The organism is Pseudomonas sp. NPDC087804 (genome assembly GCF_044742965.1).
Classification (GTDB): domain Bacteria; phylum Pseudomonadota; class Gammaproteobacteria; order Pseudomonadales; family Pseudomonadaceae; genus Aquipseudomonas; species Aquipseudomonas rustica.
In genome coordinates this window covers 1-18,974 of record NZ_JBIUVN010000005.1, presented here as the reverse complement: position 1 = coordinate 18,974, position 18,974 = coordinate 1, and the positions used below count along the sequence as shown (strand labels likewise).

Here is an 18,974-nt window from a genome sequence, read left to right as displayed (position 1 = left end):
TTGTGTCGATTAAACCTTCACACTAACCTCGCTTCGGTTGACCAGGCTTTCCAGCGCCCCGCTCAAACTCGCCGCCTTATCCCCCACCAGCAAATGCCAGACCCCTCCATCCAACTGGCTGACACCGTGACACCCCAGATCCTTCAGCTGCGCCTCGGACAACGCCTTGCCATCCGCCAATTGCAGGCGAATCCGCGTCATCGCAATGCAATCCAGTTGCAGCACATTGTCGCCACCGCCCAACGCATTCAGCCATTGCTGCGCCTCGGAACCGGCAACGGCTACAACTTTCGGCTCATCAACAACAGCGGTTTCAACCAAAACAGCACGCCCCAACGCCGGCATCGCCAGACGAATCTCATCCGCAATGCTGTCCGCCATCGGCCCGACCACAACCTGCAAACTCCCACCTTTACCCGGTCGCACAACCGCCATCGCACCCAGCGCTTTCAGATCAGCATCCGAAGCCTTGTTGCGATCAACCATCTCCAGTCGCAACCGCGTGGTGCAGGCGCCAACCGTTAGCAGATTTTCAGCGCCGCCCAATGCCTTGATGTATGCACTGGCGCGCTCGTTCTCAGTCAGTACGGCTTTTTCACTGACAGCGACATCCTCACGCCCCGGCGTTTTCAGATTGAAGCGACGAATGCAGAAGTCGAAGACGAAGTAGTAGATCACCGCGTAAGCCAACCCAACCGGGAACACCAGCCACCCGTTAGTGGACTTGCCCCAGCCGAGAATCATGTCGATAAAGCCGCCGGAGAAGGTGAAGCCCAAGTGGATGTTCAAGGCATTGGTAATCGCCATCGACAACCCGGTCAGCAGCGCATGCAGCAGATACAACAACGGCGCCAAAAACATGAAGGCGAATTCAATCGGTTCAGTCACCCCGGTCAAAAACGAAGTCAGCGCCATCGACAGGAAAATCCCGCCCATGACTTTGCGGCGTTCCGGCAGGGCGTTGCGGTACATCGCCAGACACGCCGCCGGCAGGCCGAAGATCATCATCGGGAACATGCCGGTCATGAACTGGCCGCCCTTCGGATCGCCGGCGAAGTAGCGCGACAGGTCGCCAGTCACCAATGCGCCCGTAGTCGGATCGGTGAAGTTGCCGAACACGAACCACGCCATGTTGTTGAGGATGTGGTGCAGGCCGGTGACGATCAGCAGGCGGTTGAACACGCCAAACACGAACGCGCCGATGCTGCCGCTTTCCATCATCAAGGCGCCGAAAGCGTTGATGCCGTGCTGGATCGGCGGCCAAATGTAGCCGAACACCACGCCCAGACCGACCGCCGCGAACCCGGTGACAATCGGCACAAACCGTCGCCCACCAAAGAACGCCAGATACTCCGGCAGCTTGATGTCCTTGAAGCGGTTGTACAGCGCGCCAGCCATCAGGCCGGCGACTATGCCGGCGAGCATGCCCATGTTGATGGTCGAGTCGAGCACCTTGAGCGTTGAGATCATCACCAGGTAACCGATCACCCCGGCAAGGCCGGCGGTGCCGTTGTTGTCCTTGGCGAAACCGACGGCGATGCCGATGGCGAAGATCATTGCCAGGTTGGCGAAGATCACTTGGCCGGCATCGTGGATGATCGCGATGTTCAGCAGGTCAGTGTCACCCAGCCGCAGGAGCAGGCCGGCAATCGGCAGGATCGCGATCGGCAGCATCAGCGCGCGGCCGAGGCGTTGCAGGCCTTCGATAAAGAGTTGGTACATGGCGTTTGTCCTTGTTGTTTTTGTTAGCGCAGTGGCCAATGTTGATGACAGGCGTGGCGCACGGCGGCGGCGCTGCTCAACTTGAGCAGGTCGCGACTGAGGCGCTGGCATTCGGCTTCGTGCACCTGGCGCACGCGATCCTTGATTTCACCGATCTGCACCGGGCTGACCGACAATTCGGTAACGCCCAGACCGATCAACACCGGCGTCGCCAGCGGATCGGAGGCGAGGGCGCCGCAGACGCCGACCCAACGCTTGTGCACCGCCGCGCCTTCGCAGGTCATGGCGATCAGGCGCAGCAGCGCCGGGTGCAGGGCGTCGACGCGGGCGGCCAGACCGGCGTGATCGCGATCCATGGCCAGGGTGTATTGCGACAAATCGTTGGTGCCGATGGAGAGGAAGTCGGCGTGTTTGGCGAGTTGTTCGGCCTGTAATGCGGCGGCGGGGACTTCGATCATCACGCCGATTTCCGGACGCTGAGCGATGTTCATCTCCAGGCACAACGCTTCAACGCGCTGGCGGATGTGCAGCAGCTCATCCACTTCGGTAACCATTGGCAACAGGATTCGGCAGCGACGCAGCGGGCTGACTTGCAGCAGCGCGCGCAGTTGCTGATCGAGGATTTCCGGACGGGCCTGCGCCAGACGAATGCCGCGCAGACCGAGCACCGGGTTGGCTTCGATCGGCAGCGGCAGATAGTCGAGTTGCTTGTCGCCGCCGACGTCGATGGTGCGGATGATTACTGGGTGATCGCCCATTGCATCCAGCACCCCTTGATAGGCAGCACGTTGCTCTTCGACATCGGGTGCGGTCTGGCGATCGACGAAGAGAAACTCTGTGCGCAGCAGACCGACACCTTCGGCGCCGTTGGCAAAGGCATCTGCCGCTTCAGCGCTGGAGGCGACGTTGGCGACGACTTCGATGTGCACGCCATTTCGCGTTTCTGCTGGCAAGTGAGCTTTGGCCTGCTGCGCGTCGCGACGTTGCTGGCGATCAATTTGCGCCTGTTGAACTTCAGCCAAGCGCTCAGCGTTTGGCGTCAGTTCCAGACGACCGCCATCGGCATCGAGCACCACCGATTGACCTTGCGGCTGATCAAGCAATGCCGAACCCAGCGCCACCATGCATGGCAAACCTTTGCCGCGAGCGAGAATCGCCACGTGCGATGTCGCGCCACCCTCGGCCATGCACAACCCGGCGACACCTTGGGCGCTGAGTTGCAGCAGATCCGAAGGCGTCAGTTCATGCGCAGCGACGATGGCACCGGCCGGCACATCGTAATTCCATGCCTCGCCGAGCAACGCCCGCAACACGCGTTGTTTGAGATCGCGAAGATCGTTGGCGCGCTCAGCCAGCAGCGCGCTGCCGGTGTGCTGCAGGACTTCGCACTGCACATCGATCGACTGGCTCCAGGCGTGAGTCGCCGCAGTGCCTTGTTCGATGGATTGCTGTGCCGCGTCGAGCAGCGCCGGATCTTCCAGCAACGCCAAATGCGCGGCGAAGATCGCTTCTTCATCGGCATTCTTGTGCTTCTTCGCTTGGGCGAGGGTGCCGTCGATTTCGCTGCTGACCTGTTGCAGTGCAGCTTCAAGCACTTGCTGTTGTTGCAGCGGATCGTGATTGCCTGCGTCCACCGGCAAGCTGATCGCGTTCAAGCGAAACAGCGGCCCACCGACGAATCCCGGCGCAGCGCAAACCCCGTGCATCACGCCAGCCTCGGCCGGGCGTTTAAGAGGGGCAACACTGACCGGTACCGCCGCGTGATGATCATCCGGCAATGCCGTGGCCAACGCCGTGAGCAACGCTTGCAGCGCCGCCTCAGCATCCGGCCCCTGACAGCTGACCTGCACTTCGTCCTGCTCGCCAACCGCTAGGCCCATCAAACCGATCAGGCTGTTGCACGGCGCCGATTTACCGGCGAAGTGCAGTTGCGACTGGCTTTTGAAACCTTGCGCGGTCTGCCGAATCAGCGCTGCCGGGCGCGCATGCAAACCACCGCGATGAGCCACCAACACATGACCCTGAACCTCTGGCCCACCGACGACTTCGGCGCTCGCTGCCGAACCATTACGCGCCACAATGTGCAGCAACGGTTCGCCGACTTTCACCGCTTTAAGCGTGATCGGGCGTACTTGGAAATCCTGGCTGTTGGTCAGGATCAACAGGCTGACGAGGCTTTTGCATTGCTGGCCGACCTTGTCGAGGTCGTAGCGCAACAACGGCTGACCCTTGGTTACGCGAACACCTTCCTTGACCAGCATTGAGAAACCTTCGCCGTTCAACTCCACGGTGTCGAGGCCCAGATGCAGGAGGATTTCCGCGCCGTTGTCGGCACGCACGGTGAGTGCGTGGCCGGTGCGCGCGACATGGATGATCACCCCGGCGCACGGCGAGTACAGCGTGTCGTTGATCGGGTCGATGGCGATGCCGTCGCCCATGGCGCCGCTGGCGAACACCGCGTCCGGGACTTTGGCGAGCGTGAGCACCGGGCCGCTGAGCGGGGCGCTGAGGGTCAGCTCTTTATTGTTGTTGTGCATGGCTCGGTCTCATCGGTTAAATCTCGGTTCGATATCCCCTGTAGGAGCTGCCGAAGGCTGCGATCTTTTGATCTTGTTTTTTGTAAATCAAAATCAAAAGATCGCAGCCTTCGGCAGCTCCTACAGAGGTTGTGCATCAATCGGCGGTTTTCGCGTCCGCCGATAGGGTTGTGCATCAATCAGCGGTTTAGCGTCCGCCGATAGAGTTGTGCATCAGTCGGCGGTTTTGCGTCCGCCGATTGGGTTGTGCACCCATCAGCGGTTTTCGCGTCCGCCGATAGGGTTATGCATCGATCAACGGGTGTCAGTGCGTGCGGGTTACTTTGCTCAGGTGGCGCGGCTGATCCGGATCCATGCCACGGGCCACGGCCAAACCTGCCGCCATCACGTAGAAACTCTGGATCGCCAGAATCGGATCGAGCGCTGGGTGCTCGGCGCGGGTCAGCGTCAGGTCGCGTTCGCTCACGTCATCCGGCGCGGCCAGCAACACGCGAGCGCCGCGTTGGCGCATTTCTGCCGCCAGGCTCAACAAGCCAGCCTGTTCAGCACCGCGCGGTGCGAAAACCAGCAGCGGATAATGTTCGTCGATCAACGCCATCGGGCCGTGACGCACTTCGGCGCTGCTGAACGCTTCGGCCTGAATCGCCGAGGTTTCCTTGAATTTCAGCGCCGCTTCCTGAGCGATGGCGAAACCGGCACCACGGCCGATGACCATCAAACGCTCGCAATCGCGCAACGCTTCGATGGCCACGCTCCAGTCCTGTTTTGCCGCTTCGCGCAGTCCTTCAGGCAGGGCGTTACCGGCCTCGAGCAATTCGCTGTCCTCCTTCCAGTGCGCGATCAAACGGGCGCTGGCGCTGAGGGTGGCGATAAAACTCTTGGTCGCGGCGACGCTGCTTTCAGTCCCGGCGAGCAGCGGCACGCTGAACTCACACGCAGCTTCCAGTGGCGAATCGGCGGCGTTGACCATCGACACGCTCAGCGCGCCACGCTTGCGCAGCAGACGCAGGCTGTTGACCAGATCCGGGCTCTGCCCCGATTGCGAAAAGGCGAACGCGACCTGACCGCTGACCTTCAACGGCGCTTGCTGCATGGTCACCACCGACATCGGCAACGACGCTACCGGCACGCCCAGTTGCTGCATGGTCAGGTAAGCGAAGTAGCTCGCCGCGTGGTCGGAGCTGCCGCGCGCAACGGTCATCGCCACTTGCGGCGGCTGACGGCGCAGGCGCCCGGCGATCTCGATCATTTGCGGGTCGAGCTGTTGCAGTTGGGCTTGCACGGCCTCGAACGAGGACAGCGCCTCCTCAAGCATTTTTGAAGTCAATGTCTTCTCCTTCGACCATGACGGCGGTCAGTGTGAGTGAGCGATCGAGCCGCACGCAGTCGGCCCAGGCACCTGGGGCAAGGCGCCCGCGTTCGTTGATGCCGAGGTAGTCGGCGGGGAATTGCGACAGACGCTGCGAAGCCTCGGCGATCGGCAAACCGATCTTCACCAGATTGCGCAGGGCCTGATCCATGGTCAGCGTGCTGCCGGCCAAGGTGCCGTCGGGCAGGCGCACACCGCCCAGGCATTTGGTCACGGTATGGCTGCCGAGCTTGTATTCACCGTCGGGCATGCCGGCGGCAGCGGTCGAATCGGTGACGCAATACAGGCACGGGATCGAGCGCAGGGCCACCCGAATGGCGCCGGGATGCACATGCAACAAATCCGGAATCAGCTCGGCGAATTTGGCGTGGGCGAGTGCCGCGCCAACGATGCCCGGCTCGCGATGATGCAACGGGCTCATGGCGTTGTAGAGGTGGGTGAAACTGGTTGCGCCAGCCTCCATTGCGGCAACGCCTTCCTCGTAACTGCCGAGGGTGTGGCCGATCTGCATGCGCACGCCACGGCTGCTGAGTTCGCGGATCAAGCCGTCGTGACCGGCGATTTCCGGGGCGATGGTGATCACGCGGATCGGCGCCAGTGCCAGATATTCTTCGACTTCGGCCATCAACGCGGTGTGGGCGAAGTTCGGTTGTGCACCGAGTTTGCCGGGGTTGATATATGGGCCTTCGAGATGGACGCCGAGGACGCGCGCGGCACCTTTCGGACGCTGTTCGCAGAACTCTCCGACGTCCTTCAACACGCTGGAAATCTCGGCACTCGGCGCGGTCATGGTGGTGGCCAGCAGCGAGGTGGTGCCGAAACGCACGTGGGTTTTGGTGATGGTCTCGAAGGCGCTGGCGCCTTCCATGATGTCTTTGCCGCCACCGCCATGCACGTGCAGGTCGATGAAACCGGGCAGCAGATACGGCAGATCATTGGTTGCCGGATCGCAAGGCACGCCTTCGATCGACACGACTTTGCCGTGTTCGTGGATCAGCCGGCCGCGAACCCAGCCGCTGGCGGTGAGGATGTTGTCTTCGGACATTTCGGTTCTCGCTTATGGCTGCGCTTAACGGCGAAGCTCTGCAACAAAGTCGTAGTAGTCGTTGCGGCAATAGGTGTCGGTGACTTCGATCGGTGTGTTGTCTTCGAGGTAGCCAACCCGGGTCATCAGCAGCATCGCGGTGCCGGGGGCGATGCCGACCAGCGCGGCGAATTCGTCCGAGGCGTTGATTGCCTGAATGTGCTGCAAGGCGCGGACGATCGGTTTGCCGATGCCGTCGAGGTATTCGTAGAGGGAATCGCCGACCAGTTGTGGCTTGGGCATGATCGAGGCGGGCAGGGTGCTCATCTCGATGGCCATAACTGTGTCATCGGCTTTGCGCAGACGCTTCATGCGCGCGACCTTGTCGTTCGGCGACAGGCTGAGGCGGATCAGTTCTTCGTGGGTCGGCAGGGTGATTTCACGCTCCAGCCATTTCGAACTGGGTACGAAACCCTTCAAGCGCAGCATCTCGCTGAAACCGGACAGGCGCGACAGCGGTTGTTCGAGGCGTGGGGTGATGAAGGTGCCGGAACCTTGCAGGCGACGGATCAGGCCTTGATCGAGGAGGACTTCGAGGGCTTTGCGCGCGGTGACGCGGGAGATGCCGAGCAACTCGCTGAGATTGCGCTCGGACGGCATCGCCTGTTCGGCTTTCCACTGGCCGGCATGAATCGCCGATTCCAGATTGCGCGCCAGTTGCAGGTACAACGGCGTCGCTTGTTGGTCGTCAGGGCGCAAGGCCTGAAGGTCGTTCATGTCGGTGTCCGGTGCGGGTATTGGAGTGGTTGTCGCCCGTGAATGCAGCGAAAATTAATACCACTTGAATACCATGTCAACGTGGTGACAGGGCCGGAAACCCTTATGGATCGAGGCTTTGGAGGATGGTGGTTCTAAGTGGTATTAGGGGTGGGGGTGTAAACGCAAAAGATCGCAGCCTGCGGCAGCTCCTACAGTGGGAAGTGGTATCACCTCTGTAGGCGCTGCCGCAGGCTGCGATCTTTTGATTTATTTTTTTGCGAGTGACCAGCGGTCAATCGTTAAGGGCGGATTTCAACCATCGTGCCATCCGGCACCAGGCTCCACACTTCGCGCATATCCACATTGCGCATGGCGACGCAGCCGTCGGTCCAGTCGAGGGTGTGGAACAGGTCTTCCGGGGTTTCTTCGGAATCCGGTGTGCCGTGGATCATGATCATCCCGCCAGGCTCGACGCCTTCACGCCGGGCGCGGGCCGAGTCGCTGATGTTCGGGTAGGAAATGTGCATCGACAGGTTGAATTTGTCGCTGGTCTTGCGCCAGTCGATCCAATAAAAGCCTTCCGGCGTGCGCTTGTCGCCTTCAATCAGTTTCGGACCTTTTTTCGCGCCCTTGCCCAATGAGATGCGATAGGTCTTCAGCGGTTTGCCGTCGGCGATCAACTGCAGTTGATGCGCCGATTTGAGCACCAGGACTTTTTCGATAAGCGGGGTATTCGCCGGCGTCACGGTGGTCACGAAGGACGCTTGGGAGACGCTAACGAACGACAGGCAGAACAGGGCAAGCAACCAGCGCATTGAAACGATTCCCCAAGGAGTGACGCAGATAAGTGTTGTGTAGGAGCTGCCGCAGGCTGCGATCTTTTGATCTTCTAACCGACAATCACCGGCTGCACCAACGGCGGAATCGATTCCGAACGAACCGGATACACCTCAACCCGCCGATCAGCGAAGAAGCATTCTAAGGTACGCCCCACCGTCCTGAAAGCCAGCTCGTCCCATGGAATGTCGGCTTCGTCGAATAGTTGCACTTCGAGGCTCTCGGGGCCGGCGGCAAAGTCCAGATCAACCAGCTCCGCGCGGAAGAACACATGCACCTGACTGATGTGTGGCACGTCGATCAGCGTATAGATGCTCAGGTTACGCACACGGGCGCAGGCTTCTTCGGCGGTTTCGCGGATAGCGGCCTGTTCGATGGTCTCACCGTTCTCCATGAAACCGGCAGGCAACGTCCAATAACCGAGGCGCGGCTCGATGGCACGGCGGCACAAGAGCACTTTCGTGCCCCAGGTCGGCACGCAACCGGCGACGATATTGGGGTTTTGGTAGTGAATGGTCTGACAGCTGTCACAGACAAATCGCCGCCGCGAATCGCCTTCGGGAATGCGCTGGGTGACCGGGTTACCGCAGTGGCTGCAAAATTTCATGCTGGGCTTCCTGAATGCTGCGCCTATCTTGGCGTGCAGCGGTGTCGGTCGGCAAGTTGTCGTTTCGCGACATGGCGAGATTCGGGGGCTTGGGCGGCTGCAATGATTGGTGCATGATGCAGGGTAAGGCACCGATCGAGAACACTCATGCTGGACGAGCTACTGCATAGGGTAAGCAACCACACACCGCGCACGCTGGAGACCGACAAACGTTTCCCCGAGGCCGCCGTTCTGGTGCCGATCACCCGCAGTGACCAACCGGAACTGGTTCTGACCCTGCGCGCCAGCGGGCTCTCGACCCATGGCGGCGAAGTGGCTTTCCCCGGTGGACGCCGCGATCCCGAAGACCCGGATCTGATCTTCACCGCCCTGCGCGAAGCAGAGGAAGAGATCGGCCTGCCGCCAGGACTGGTCGAAGTCATCGGGCCGCTCAGCCCGCTGATCTCCCTGCACGGCATCAAGGTCACGCCTTATGTCGGCGTAATCCCCGATTTCGTCGAGTATCAGCCTAATGATGCCGAGATCGCTGCGGTGTTCAGCGTGCCGCTGGAATTCTTCCGCAAAGACCCCCGCGAACACACCCATCGCATCGACTATCAAGGTCGCAGTTGGTACGTGCCGAGCTATCGCTACGGCGATTTCAAGATCTGGGGCCTGACCGCCATCATGATCGTCGAGTTGATCAATCTGCTCTATGACGCCAAGATCAGTCTGCATACTCCGCCTAAAAGCTTTATTAACACCTAAGCCATCGTTCGAATGGCCATCACCGTGAGCCCTGAGGAAAACAAGATGAAATACCGCTTGGGCGACGCCCGTGTCGAGACCCACCCACAGAGCTGGGTCGCCCCCAATGCCGTGCTGGTAGGCAAGGTCAAACTGGAAGAGGGCGCCAACGTCTGGTTCAACGCCGTGCTACGCGGCGACAACGAACTGATCCTGATCGGCAAGAACAGCAACGTGCAGGACGGCACCGTGATGCACACCGACATGGGCTATCCGCTGACCATCGGCACCGGCGTGACCATTGGCCACAACGCCATGCTGCATGGCTGCACCGTTGGCGATTACAGCCTGATCGGTATCAACGCGGTGATTCTCAACGGCGCGAAGATCGGCAAGAACTGCATCATTGGCGCCAACTCGCTGATTGGTGAGGGCAAGGAAATTCCGGATGGTTCGCTGGTGATGGGCTCGCCGGGCAAGGTTGTGCGTGAGCTGACCGAGCCGCAGAAGAAGATGCTTGAGGCCAGCGCCGCGCACTATGTGCATAACTCCCAGCGTTATGCGCGTGATCTGGTTGAGCAGGAAGAATGAACGCGCCCGAAAGACCGGTTGCCTCGCCGTGCGTGAATATTTGTGCGCTGGATGAGGATGATGTGTGCACCGGGTGCCAGCGTACGGTGGAAGAGATTACCCGCTGGAGCCGCATGAACAATGACGAGCGCCGGGTGGTGCTGGGGTTGTGTCATGAACGGGCAAAGGCGAGTGGGTTGGTGTGGATGATTGGTAAGACACCCGGGCATTAAGATCAAAAGATCGCAGCCTTCGGCAGCTCCTACATTTGAAATGCGTTCCCTTGTAGGAGCTGCCGCAGGCTGCGATCTTTTGATTCTGCTTTGGCTGAAGTAATCTGTGCGCCAATCTGCCAGGTCGCCCCCATGATTTTCCTCATCGCCTACATCAGCAGCGTCGTGCTGATCAACTTCGCCTTCTCCACCGCGCCGCACCTGGACATCATCTGGTCGGCCTGGGGCGGTCTGGTGTTCGTGCTGCGCGACATGGTGCAAATCCGTTTCGGCCACGGGGCGATCGCGGCGATGCTGGCAGCGTTGGTACTGTCTTACGTCACCTCCGACCCCTCCATCGCATTGGCCAGCGCCACGGCGTTCGCGGTCTCCGAGATCATCGACTGGCTGGTGTTCAGCATCACCAAACGTCCGTTGCGCGACCGCTTGTGGATCAGCTCGGCGCTGAGCATTCCTCTCGATACCTTCATCTTTTTCGGCATGATCGACGCCATGACGCCACCGGTGATCATCACCGCACTGCTGTCGAAATTCGCCGGTGTGACCGTCGTCTGGCTGATCATGGCCTGGCGCGATCGCAAACAGGCCGTCGCCAGCTGAAGCCAAACCCTCGGGTTCATGTAAAATGCCGCGCTTTCTCCCCATGGAAAGCGCGTCTGGCGTCGCTTTCCTCGATGATCCGCTGCTTTGAGGACCTGAGATGACCCGTATCGGAACTCCGTTGTCGCCAACCGCGACCCGCGTATTGCTGTGTGGCTGTGGTGAGTTGGGCAAGGAAGTGGTGATCGAGCTGCAACGCCTGGGCGTTGAAGTGATCGCCGTTGACCGCTACGCCAACGCGCCGGCCATGCAAGTCGCCCATCGCAGCCACGTGATCAACATGCTCGACGGCGCCGCCCTGCGCGCGGTGATCGAAGCCGAGAAGCCGCACTTCATCGTGCCGGAAATCGAAGCCATCGCCACCGCCACCCTGGTTGAACTGGAAGCCGAAGGCTTCACCGTGATCCCGACCGCGCGCGCTGCGCAACTGACCATGAACCGCGAAGGTATCCGTCGTCTGGCCGCTGAAGAGCTGGATCTGCCGACCTCGCCTTACCATTTTGCCGACACCTTCGAGGACTACAGCAAAGCCGTTGAAGACCTCGGTTTCCCATGCGTGGTCAAACCGGTGATGAGCTCGTCGGGCAAAGGCCAGAGCCTGCTGCGCAGCACCGATGACGTGCAGAAAGCCTGGGATTACGCGCAAGAGGGCGGTCGCGCCGGCAAAGGTCGGGTGATCATTGAAGGCTTTATCGATTTCGACTACGAAATCACCCTGCTGACCGTGCGCCACATCGGCGGCACCACGTTCTGTGCGCCAGTTGGCCACCGTCAGGAGAAGGGCGACTACCAGGAATCGTGGCAGCCACAAGCCATGAGCCCGATTGCCCTGGCTGAATCCGAGCGTGTTGCCAAAGCCGTGACTGAGGCGCTGGGTGGCCGTGGTCTGTTCGGCGTTGAGCTGTTCATCAAAGGTGATCAGGTATGGTTCAGCGAAGTCTCGCCACGCCCGCACGACACCGGTCTGGTCACGTTGATTTCGCAGGATCTGTCGCAGTTCGCGTTGCACGCTCGCGCGATTCTGGGACTGCCGGTGCCGTTGATCCGTCAGTTCGGGCCTTCGGCTTCGGCGGTGATTCTGGTGGAAGGGCAGTCGACCCAGACAGCGTTCGCCAATCTGGGTGCGGCGTTGAGCGAGCCGGATACGGCGTTGCGTTTGTTCGGCAAGCCAGAAGTGAATGGCCAGCGCCGTATGGGCGTGGCGCTGGCGCGGGATGAGTCGATCGAGGCTGCGCGTGCCAAGGCGACCCGTGCTGCTCAGGCTGTTGTCGTAGAACTCTAAACCGGGTCGCGGCATTCGCGAGCAAGCCCGCTCCCACATTGGTTTTGTGTATGCCACAGACCTAATGTGGGAGCGGGCTTGCTCGCGAAGCTTTTGATCTTCTGTCAGGCGACCCGATTCAGATCGTTATCCCGCGTCTCTTTCAGGCACAGCACCGCAATCAAACTCAGCACCGCCGCCCCCGACACATACCCGCCGACATAGCTCAAACCACCCATCGCCACCAGTTTCTGCGCAAAGAACGGCGCCGCCGAGGCCCCGACAATCCCACCCAGGTTATACGCCGCCGAAGCACCGGTATAACGCACGTGGGTCGGAAACAGCTCCGGCAACAGTGCGCCCATCGGTGCAAACGTCACGCCCATCAAAAACAGCTCGATGCACAGAAACAGCGCCACGCCCCAGGTCGAGCCTTGCGTCAGCAATGGTTCCATCAAGAACCCGGACAGAATCGCCAGCACGCCACCGATGATCAGCACCGGTCTGCGCCCATAACGATCGCTGGCCCAAGCCGACAATGGCGTCGCAGCCGCCATGAACAGTACGGCAAAGCACAGCAACCCCAAGAATGTCTCGCGGCTATAACCCAACGTGGAAACCCCGTAACTCAGGGAAAAAACCGTCGAGATATAGAACAGCGCATAGCACACGACCATCGCCGCCGCGCCCAACAAGGTCGGTGCCCAATACTGGCTGAACAGCTCAACCAGCGGCACTTTCACCCGCTCCTGACGCGCGATGGCGTTGGCGAAGACCGGCGTTTCGTGAAGTTTCAGGCGCACATACAGGCCCACCATCACCAGTACCGCGCTAAGCAGGAACGGAATGCGCCAGCCCCAACTGCGGAACTGCTCGTCATCGAGGGTCATGGCCAGGGTCAAGAACAAGCCATTGGCCGCGAGAAAACCAATCGACGGGCCGAGTTGCGGAAACATACCGAACCACGCGCGTTTGCCTTTCGGCGCGTTTTCCGTGGCGAGCAACGCAGCACCGCCCCATTCACCGCCCAATCCCAGGCCCTGACCAAAGCGCAGCACACACAACAGAATCGGCGCCCACGCGCCAATCGTGGCGTAACCCGGCAGCACGCCGATCAGCGTCGTACACACGCCCATCAATAGCAGAGATGCGACCAGCGTCGATTTACGCCCGATACGGTCACCGAAATGGCCGAACAGCGCCGAGCCCAACGGTCGGGCCAGAAAAGCGATGCCAAAAGTAAGAAACGCCGAAAGCATCTGCGCCGTGCCGGACGTCTGCGGAAAGAACACCGGCCCGATCACCAGCGCAGCCGCCGTGGCGTAAACATAGAAGTCGTAGAACTCGATCGCGGTGCCGATAAAACTCGCCGTCGCCACGCGGGTGGCGGAGTTGGTCGGTTGGGCAGGCGCGGTGTCGCTGAAAGCGGTACTGGTCGTCATGCGGTGATCCCTGACAGTCATGAGCTCCGTTGGAGCGAATTATTATGGTCGAACACCCAGGGATGTGGGATGAGGCGCGGTCGCTGTTTCAGGTAGGAACAGTCGCCGGAGTACAGCGGAAATGGCCGAAACCGGTCTGGTGCGGGGTAAGCACGCGGTTTGGCAACGCTTGGGTAAGCGGATTTGATTATAGGAAGGGGGCTAACAATCAAACAAGAGCAAAAGATCGCAGCCTTCGGCAGCTCCTACATTTGGGACATATGGGACATTGGGAACATTTGGGGCATTTGGGACATTTGGGACATTTGGGGCATTTGGGGCATTTGGAACATTTGGAACATTTGGAACGCATTCCAATGTAGGAGCTGCCGAAGGCTGCGATCTTTTGATCTTTTGATCTTCTATCGGGCCGGCACCAAAGCAGGCACAGACGAGGTATGCCAGATCAACACCTTGCTCACCCGGTTCTCCTCAGTCTCAAGAATCTCCAGTCGATAGCGCCCGATCTTCAAGCAAACCGCACTCTCGGGAATCGTCTCCAGCGCCTCAGTCACCAACCCGTTCAGCGTTTTCGGCCCATCACTCGGCAAATGCCAGCCCAGGCACTTGTTCAATTCGCGAATCGAAGCGGTGCCATCAATCACCATCCGCCCGTCAGCCTGCGGATGAATGTGCGGGTTCTCCAGGCTGTGCTCACTCTCGAACTCGCCGACGATCTCTTCAAGAATATCTTCCAGCGTCACAATGCCGAGCACTTCGCCGTACTCATCGACGACCATGCCCAGGCGCCGCTGCTGCTTGTGGAAGTTCAGTAGTTGCAGTTGCAGTGGCGTACTTTCCGGGACGAAATACGGCTCGTAACTCGCCGCCAACAACGCCTCTAGCGTCAGATCGCCGTTGTTCAGTAAATGACGGATCTGGCGGGTATTGAGCACCGCTTCAACCTGATTGATGTCGCTGTGGAACATCGGCAGGCGCGTGCGCTTGTTCTGGCGCAGTTGCTCGATGATCGCTTCAATCGAATCGTCGAGGTTGATGCCGTCGACGTCACTGCGCGGCACCAGAATGTCGTTGACGGTGATGTTGTCCAGCGCATGAATTCCCGAAACCGGGTGTGCGTGAACAGGATGCTCGGGGTCATCACGTCGATCGCCGGGCGCTTCGTCGTCGCTCTGCTGCACCACTTGTGGCTTGCGCGCGAACGGGCGGACCAGCAAAACGCTGACACGGCTGAACAGCCAGGCCAGTGGGTAAACAATCTTCAGCGGAACCGCCAACAACGAATTGCCGAAGGCCAGCACGGCATCCGGATAACGTTGGGCGAGGGTGCGCGGGAAGTAATCGGCGAACACCAGCAACACCGCACCGGCACCCAGGCACGCTGCCCACGGGCCGTTTTCTTCACAGAGGAAAATCGCCAGCAACGTCGCGATGATCACGGCGAGCGCACGGCACAAGGTGTTGCAGAGGATCAGGCTGTCGAGCGGGAAGCTCAGCTTCGCCAGCGGTTTATCGCTGGCGCGCGAGGCGGTGCGTTGCGCGAGCAGATGCTGCTGCGCGATTTCGACGGCGGTAAACAGCCCTGACCATAAAATCAGCAGGACAAATACCGCGAGCATCGGCCCTATGGGCAAACCGTCCATTTATGCCGCCCGTCAGATGTGCAGGATGTATTCACGAACCAGTTTGCTGCCGAAATACGCCAACATCAGCAGGCAGAAACCGGCGAGAGTCCAGCGAATCGCCTTGTGACCGCGCCAGCCGAGACGGTTGCGGCCCCACAGCAGCACGCTGAACACGATCCAGGCCAGGCACGCCAGCAAGGTTTTGTGTACCAGATGCTGGGCAAACAGGTTCTCGACGAACAGCCAGCCGGAGATCAGCGACAGCGACAACAGCGTCCAGCCGGCCCAGAGGAAGCCGAACAACAGGCTTTCCATGGTTTGCAGCGGCGGGAAGTTCTTGATCAGTCCGGACGGATGTTTGTGCTTGAGCTGGTGATCTTGCACCAGCACCAGCAAGGCCTGGAACACCGCGATGGTGAACATGCCGTAGGCCAGCAGCGACAATAGAATGTGCGCGAGGATGCCCGGTTCTTCGTCGATGATCTGCACAGTGCCGGTCGGCGCGAACTGCGCCAGCAACACCGTGACCGCGCCGAGCGGGAACAGCAGCACCAGCAGGTTCTCCACCGGAATCCGTGAGCAGGCGATCAAGGTCAGGGCGATCACCGCCGCCGAGATCAGGCTGGAGGCGCTGAAAAAGTCCAGGCCCAGGCCAATCGGCGTCAGCAAATGCGTGAACAGGCTGGCGAACTGGGCCACCACGGCGAGTACGCCGAGGGAAACCAGCAGGCGCTTGTTCGCCTTGGCACCGGCGGCCAGACGCGTGCCTTGATAGAGAGTCGCAGCGGCATATAGAAGGGCGGCGGCGAGGGTGGTCAGCAAACTGGGTGACAAGGGGAGCATAAATCCTGTTAGGCAAGCCCGAAAGGGGCTGAGTTTGGCATAGAACCGCCATGGCACGAAAGACTCAGGAAGCTGACGGCGAGGTGTCCGCCAGCCGCAGTCTTCGCTATAATCCGCGACCTGCCCACGCCGCAGGCTCGCCGTCATTCTGATGGCCGGTTTGCAGGGTGCCGGTAAAACCACCACCGCCGGCAAACTGGCGCGCTTCCTGAAAGAGCGCAAGAAGAAGTCGGTCATGGTCGTGTCGGCGGACGTTTATCGTCCTGCGGCGATCAAGCAGTTGGAAATGCTCGCCGGTGAAGTGGGCGTGACCTTCTTCCCGTCCGACCTGAGCCAGAAGCCGGTCGACATCGCGCAAGCTGCTATTAAAGAAGCAAAACTGAAATTCATCGACGTGGTCATCGTCGATACCGCCGGTCGTCTGCACATCGACGAAGAGATGATGGGCGAGATCAAGGCGCTGCACGCCGCGATCAACCCGGTCGAAACCCTGTTCGTGGTTGACGCCATGACCGGTCAGGATGCGGCCAACACGGCCAAGGCCTTCGGTGATGCGCTGCCGCTGACCGGTGTGATCCTGACCAAGGTCGACGGTGACGCCCGTGGCGGTGCTGCGCTGTCGGTTCGCGCCATCACCGGCAAGCCGATCAAGTTCATCGGTATGGGCGAGAAGAGCGAAGCGCTCGATCCGTTCCACCCTGAGCGTATCGCCTCGCGCATTCTCGGCATGGGCGACGTGCTCAGCCTGATCGAACAGGCCGAGGCGACCCTCGACAAAGACAAGGCCGACAAACTGGCCAAGAAGCTGAAGAAGGGCAAGGGCTTCGACCTCGAAGACTTCCGCGATCAGCTGCAACAGATGAAGAACATGGGCGGCCTCGGCGGCCTCATGGACAAACTGCCGAGCATCGGCGGCGTCAACCTGTCGCAGATGGGCAATGCCCAGAACGCCGCAGAGAAACAATTCAAACAGATGGAAGCCATCATCAACTCCATGACCCCGGCCGAGCGCCGCGACCCTGAGCTGATCAGCGGTTCGCGCAAACGCCGTATCGCCATGGGTTCCGGTACTCAGGTGCAGGACATCGGTCGCTTGATCAAGCAACACAAGCAGATGCAGAAGATGATGAAGAAATTCACCGCGAAAGGCGGAATGGCGAAAATGATGCGCGGCATGGGTGGAATGTTGCCCGGCGGCGGCATGCCGAAAATGTAAAGAATCCGCGCCGGTCGTCGCACCGGCGCAGACCCTGCAAGGACGCAGGATCAACAGCAAACCCGCACACGGCGGGAGCTGACCGGCCGTTTTTATCGACGGCTCTATATGCAGATCTGCACGGCATGCCATAGGCGCCGGAAAAAGTCATTTGCAAAAGTCCGGATATTCCTTAGAATATGCGGCCTTTCGGGCACCCATGCCCGCTGTGCATTTAGATTTGCAGCACCGACTACAGTAACGATGTTCACATGCTAACAATCCGTCTTGCCCTTGGCGGCTCCAAAAAGCGCCCGTTTTACCACCTGACCGTAACCGACTCGCGTAACCCGCGTGACGGCTCCCACAAAGAACAGGTTGGTTTCTTCAACCCTGTTGCCCGTGGTCAGGAAGTTCGTCTGTCCGTGAACCAAGAGCGCGTTGCCTACTGGCTGAGCGTTGGTGCACAGCCTTCTGAGCGTGTTGCTCAGTTGCTGAAGGACTCTGCAAAGGCTGCGGCCTGAGCAATATGAACGCGACGCCAGCTGTTGCTGATGATTTGATCGTTATCGGCAAAATTTATTCTGTTCATGGCGTTCGCGGCGAAGTGAAGGTTTATTCCTTTACTGATCCGACTGAAAACCTGTTGCAGTACAAAACCTGGACGCTCAAGCGCGAAGGCAATGTCAAACAGGTCGAGCTGGTCAGTGGACGCGGGAGCGATAAGTTCCTGGTCGCAAAGCTCAAGGGTCTTGATGATCGTGAAGAAGCTCGTCTTCTGGCCGGTTATGAGATCTGCGTGCCGCGCAACCTGTTCCCTGAATTGACCGACGGCGAGTACTACTGGTACCAGCTGGAAGGTCTGAAGGTCATCGATCAACTGGGGCAAATGCTCGGGAAAGTCGATCATCTTCTGGAAACCGGCGCCAATGATGTAATGGTAGTCAAGCCTTGCGCTGGCAGCCTGGATGATCGCGAACGCTTGCTGCCCTATACGGCGCAGTGTGTGTTGGCAGTCGATCTGGCAGCGGGCGAGATGAAGGTGGATTGGGATGCGGACTTCTAAGCGTGGCTAAATTGCGCGTAGAAGTGATCAGTTTGTTTCCCGAGATGTTTTCCGCCATCGGCGACTACGGCATCACCAGTCGAGCGGTCAAACAGGGGCTCTTGCAGCTGACCTGTTGGAACCCGCGGGATTACACGACGGATCGGCATCACACTGTGGACGATCGCCCGTTTGGCGGTGGTCCGGGCATGGTGATGAAGATCAAGCCCCTGGAAGATGCTCTGGTTCAGGCCAAGGCAGCAGCCGGGGAGGCGGCGAAGGTTATTTACCTGTCCCCCCAAGGCCGTCAACTGACTCAGTCGGCGGTACGCGAGTTGGCACAATCGGATGCATTGATCCTGATTGCCGGCCGCTACGAAGGCATTGACGAGCGTTTTATTGATGCTCATGTCGATGAAGAGTGGTCGATTGGTGACTATGTATTGTCTGGCGGCGAGCTGCCGGCAATGGTCATGATCGATGCGGTTACACGACTGCTGCCTGGAGCTTTAGGGCATGCGGACTCCGCCGAGGAAGATTCCTTTACGGATGGTCTGCTGGATTGCCCGCACTACACCC

The 18,974-nt window shown here is 59.9% G+C and carries 18 protein-coding genes and 1 pseudogene; 9 read left to right on the top strand and 10 right to left on the bottom strand.

What is annotated here, in order from left to right:
• Positions 1–9: 9 nt before the first annotated feature.
• The 7 genes from nagE to ACIOMO_RS11000 all read right to left on the bottom strand — a co-directional run bounded on the left by nagE (position 10) and on the right by ACIOMO_RS11000 (position 8,855).
• Positions 10–1,722 carry an N-acetylglucosamine-specific PTS transporter subunit IIBC gene (gene nagE / locus ACIOMO_RS11030; protein WP_401240592.1) on the bottom strand — a complete coding sequence of 571 codons (1,713 nt, stop codon included), beginning with the start codon at positions 1,720–1,722 and terminating at the stop codon, positions 10–12.
• A gap of 23 nt (positions 1,723–1,745) precedes the next feature.
• Positions 1,746–4,259: a phosphoenolpyruvate--protein phosphotransferase gene (gene ptsP, locus ACIOMO_RS11025; RefSeq protein ID WP_401240590.1), complete on the bottom strand. Its 2,514-nt coding sequence runs from the start codon at positions 4,257–4,259 to the stop codon at positions 1,746–1,748.
• Between the two features lie 304 nt (positions 4,260–4,563).
• Positions 4,564–5,586: an SIS domain-containing protein gene (locus ACIOMO_RS11020; RefSeq protein ID WP_110721222.1), complete on the bottom strand. Its 1,023-nt coding sequence runs from the start codon at positions 5,584–5,586 to the stop codon at positions 4,564–4,566.
• Positions 5,567–6,673, bottom strand: a complete 1,107-nt coding sequence (nagA, locus tag ACIOMO_RS11015; protein WP_401240587.1) for an N-acetylglucosamine-6-phosphate deacetylase — start codon at positions 6,671–6,673, stop codon at positions 5,567–5,569. Before nagA ends, ACIOMO_RS11020 begins: the two co-directional genes overlap by 20 nt.
• A 24-nt stretch (positions 6,674–6,697) precedes the next feature.
• Positions 6,698–7,429 carry a GntR family transcriptional regulator gene (locus tag ACIOMO_RS11010; RefSeq protein WP_053117422.1) on the bottom strand — a complete coding sequence of 244 codons (732 nt, stop codon included), beginning with the start codon at positions 7,427–7,429 and terminating at the stop codon, positions 6,698–6,700.
• Between the two features lie 281 nt (positions 7,430–7,710).
• Positions 7,711–8,226, bottom strand: a complete 516-nt coding sequence (locus ACIOMO_RS11005) for a murein L,D-transpeptidase family protein (RefSeq protein ID WP_008081650.1) — start codon at positions 8,224–8,226, stop codon at positions 7,711–7,713.
• 74 nt (positions 8,227–8,300) lie between these two features.
• Positions 8,301–8,855: an NUDIX hydrolase gene (locus tag ACIOMO_RS11000; RefSeq protein WP_053117425.1), complete on the bottom strand. Its 555-nt coding sequence runs from the start codon at positions 8,853–8,855 to the stop codon at positions 8,301–8,303.
• A 147-nt stretch (positions 8,856–9,002) separates the two neighbouring features.
• On the opposite strand from ACIOMO_RS11000, the gene ACIOMO_RS10995 reads away from it, so the two are divergent.
• The 5 genes from ACIOMO_RS10995 to purT all read left to right on the top strand — a co-directional run bounded on the left by ACIOMO_RS10995 (position 9,003) and on the right by purT (position 12,266).
• The gene (locus tag ACIOMO_RS10995) at positions 9,003–9,602 is read left to right on the top strand and encodes a CoA pyrophosphatase (protein WP_053117428.1); all 600 of its coding nucleotides are present in this window, start codon (positions 9,003–9,005) and stop codon (positions 9,600–9,602) included.
• Positions 9,603–9,647: 45 nt separating this feature from the next.
• Positions 9,648–10,172, top strand: coding sequence for a gamma carbonic anhydrase family protein (locus ACIOMO_RS10990; RefSeq protein ID WP_007954617.1), 525 nt, complete (start codon positions 9,648–9,650; stop codon positions 10,170–10,172).
• The gene (locus ACIOMO_RS10985) at positions 10,169–10,384 is read left to right on the top strand and encodes a DUF1289 domain-containing protein (RefSeq protein WP_401240582.1); all 216 of its coding nucleotides are present in this window, start codon (positions 10,169–10,171) and stop codon (positions 10,382–10,384) included. The genes ACIOMO_RS10990 and ACIOMO_RS10985 overlap by 4 nt, the downstream gene beginning before the upstream one ends.
• A gap of 132 nt (positions 10,385–10,516) precedes the next feature.
• Entirely contained in the window at positions 10,517–10,984 is a 468-nt protein-coding gene (locus ACIOMO_RS10980; protein ID WP_053117431.1) for a VUT family protein, read from the top strand.
• A gap of 100 nt (positions 10,985–11,084) precedes the next feature.
• On the top strand, positions 11,085–12,266 hold the full coding sequence (purT, locus tag ACIOMO_RS10975; protein WP_007908992.1) for a formate-dependent phosphoribosylglycinamide formyltransferase: 1,182 nt from the start codon (positions 11,085–11,087) through the stop codon (positions 12,264–12,266).
• A 104-nt stretch (positions 12,267–12,370) separates the two neighbouring features.
• On the opposite strand, the gene ACIOMO_RS10970 is transcribed toward purT, so the two are convergent.
• From ACIOMO_RS10970 to ACIOMO_RS10960, 3 genes are all read right to left on the bottom strand, one after another.
• Positions 12,371–13,687: an MFS transporter gene (locus ACIOMO_RS10970; RefSeq protein ID WP_401240578.1), complete on the bottom strand. Its 1,317-nt coding sequence runs from the start codon at positions 13,685–13,687 to the stop codon at positions 12,371–12,373.
• Between the two features lie 401 nt (positions 13,688–14,088).
• Positions 14,089–15,330, bottom strand: coding sequence for a transporter associated domain-containing protein (locus ACIOMO_RS10965; protein ID WP_401240576.1), 1,242 nt, complete (start codon positions 15,328–15,330; stop codon positions 14,089–14,091).
• Positions 15,331–15,342: 12 nt separating this feature from the next.
• A complete protein-coding gene (locus tag ACIOMO_RS10960; protein ID WP_159813843.1) occupies positions 15,343–16,155 on the bottom strand; it encodes an inner membrane protein YpjD in 813 nt (270 codons plus the stop codon).
• A 139-nt stretch (positions 16,156–16,294) separates the two neighbouring features.
• Between ACIOMO_RS10960 and ACIOMO_RS10955 the strand changes: the two are divergent.
• The 4 genes and pseudogenes from ACIOMO_RS10955 to trmD all read left to right on the top strand — a co-directional run.
• A pseudogene (locus ACIOMO_RS10955) lies at positions 16,295–17,371 on the top strand (signal recognition particle protein); the annotation flags it as partial.
• Between the two features lie 251 nt (positions 17,372–17,622).
• A complete protein-coding gene (gene rpsP / locus ACIOMO_RS10950; protein WP_045059142.1) occupies positions 17,623–17,874 on the top strand; it encodes a 30S ribosomal protein S16 in 252 nt (83 codons plus the stop codon).
• Positions 17,875–17,879: 5 nt separating this feature from the next.
• Positions 17,880–18,416 (top strand): ribosome maturation factor RimM, encoded by a 537-nt coding sequence (rimM, locus tag ACIOMO_RS10945; protein ID WP_007908985.1) that lies wholly within the window; start codon positions 17,880–17,882, stop codon positions 18,414–18,416.
• Positions 18,417–18,460: 44 nt separating this feature from the next.
• On the top strand, positions 18,461–18,974 hold a 514-nt coding region (gene trmD, locus ACIOMO_RS10940; protein WP_401240801.1), incomplete at its 3' end, for a tRNA (guanosine(37)-N1)-methyltransferase TrmD.

Excerpts from the sequence above, each read along its gene's own strand:
- nagE (WP_401240592.1), bottom strand. The coding sequence starts at position 1,722 with ATGTACCAACTCTTTATCGAAGGCCTGCAACGCCTCGGCCGCGCGCTG.
- ptsP (WP_401240590.1), bottom strand. The coding sequence starts at position 4,259 with ATGCACAACAACAATAAAGAGCTGACCCTCAGCGCCCCGCTCAGCGGC.
- nagA (WP_401240587.1), bottom strand. The coding sequence starts at position 6,673 with ATGTCCGAAGACAACATCCTCACCGCCAGCGGCTGGGTTCGCGGCCGG.
- ACIOMO_RS11010 (WP_053117422.1), bottom strand. The coding sequence starts at position 7,429 with ATGAACGACCTTCAGGCCTTGCGCCCTGACGACCAACAAGCGACGCCG.
- ACIOMO_RS11005 (WP_008081650.1), bottom strand. The coding sequence starts at position 8,226 with ATGCGCTGGTTGCTTGCCCTGTTCTGCCTGTCGTTCGTTAGCGTCTCC.
- ACIOMO_RS11000 (WP_053117425.1), bottom strand. The coding sequence starts at position 8,855 with ATGAAATTTTGCAGCCACTGCGGTAACCCGGTCACCCAGCGCATTCCC.
- ACIOMO_RS10995 (WP_053117428.1), top strand. The coding sequence starts at position 9,003 with ATGCTGGACGAGCTACTGCATAGGGTAAGCAACCACACACCGCGCACG.
- ACIOMO_RS10990 (WP_007954617.1), top strand. The coding sequence starts at position 9,648 with ATGAAATACCGCTTGGGCGACGCCCGTGTCGAGACCCACCCACAGAGC.
- ACIOMO_RS10985 (WP_401240582.1), top strand. The coding sequence starts at position 10,169 with ATGAACGCGCCCGAAAGACCGGTTGCCTCGCCGTGCGTGAATATTTGT.
- ACIOMO_RS10980 (WP_053117431.1), top strand. The coding sequence starts at position 10,517 with ATGATTTTCCTCATCGCCTACATCAGCAGCGTCGTGCTGATCAACTTC.
- purT (WP_007908992.1), top strand. The coding sequence starts at position 11,085 with ATGACCCGTATCGGAACTCCGTTGTCGCCAACCGCGACCCGCGTATTG.
- ACIOMO_RS10970 (WP_401240578.1), bottom strand. The coding sequence starts at position 13,687 with ATGACGACCAGTACCGCTTTCAGCGACACCGCGCCTGCCCAACCGACC.
- ACIOMO_RS10965 (WP_401240576.1), bottom strand. The coding sequence starts at position 15,330 with ATGGACGGTTTGCCCATAGGGCCGATGCTCGCGGTATTTGTCCTGCTG.
- ACIOMO_RS10960 (WP_159813843.1), bottom strand. The coding sequence starts at position 16,155 with ATGCTCCCCTTGTCACCCAGTTTGCTGACCACCCTCGCCGCCGCCCTT.
- rpsP (WP_045059142.1), top strand. The coding sequence starts at position 17,623 with ATGCTAACAATCCGTCTTGCCCTTGGCGGCTCCAAAAAGCGCCCGTTT.
- rimM (WP_007908985.1), top strand. The coding sequence starts at position 17,880 with ATGAACGCGACGCCAGCTGTTGCTGATGATTTGATCGTTATCGGCAAA.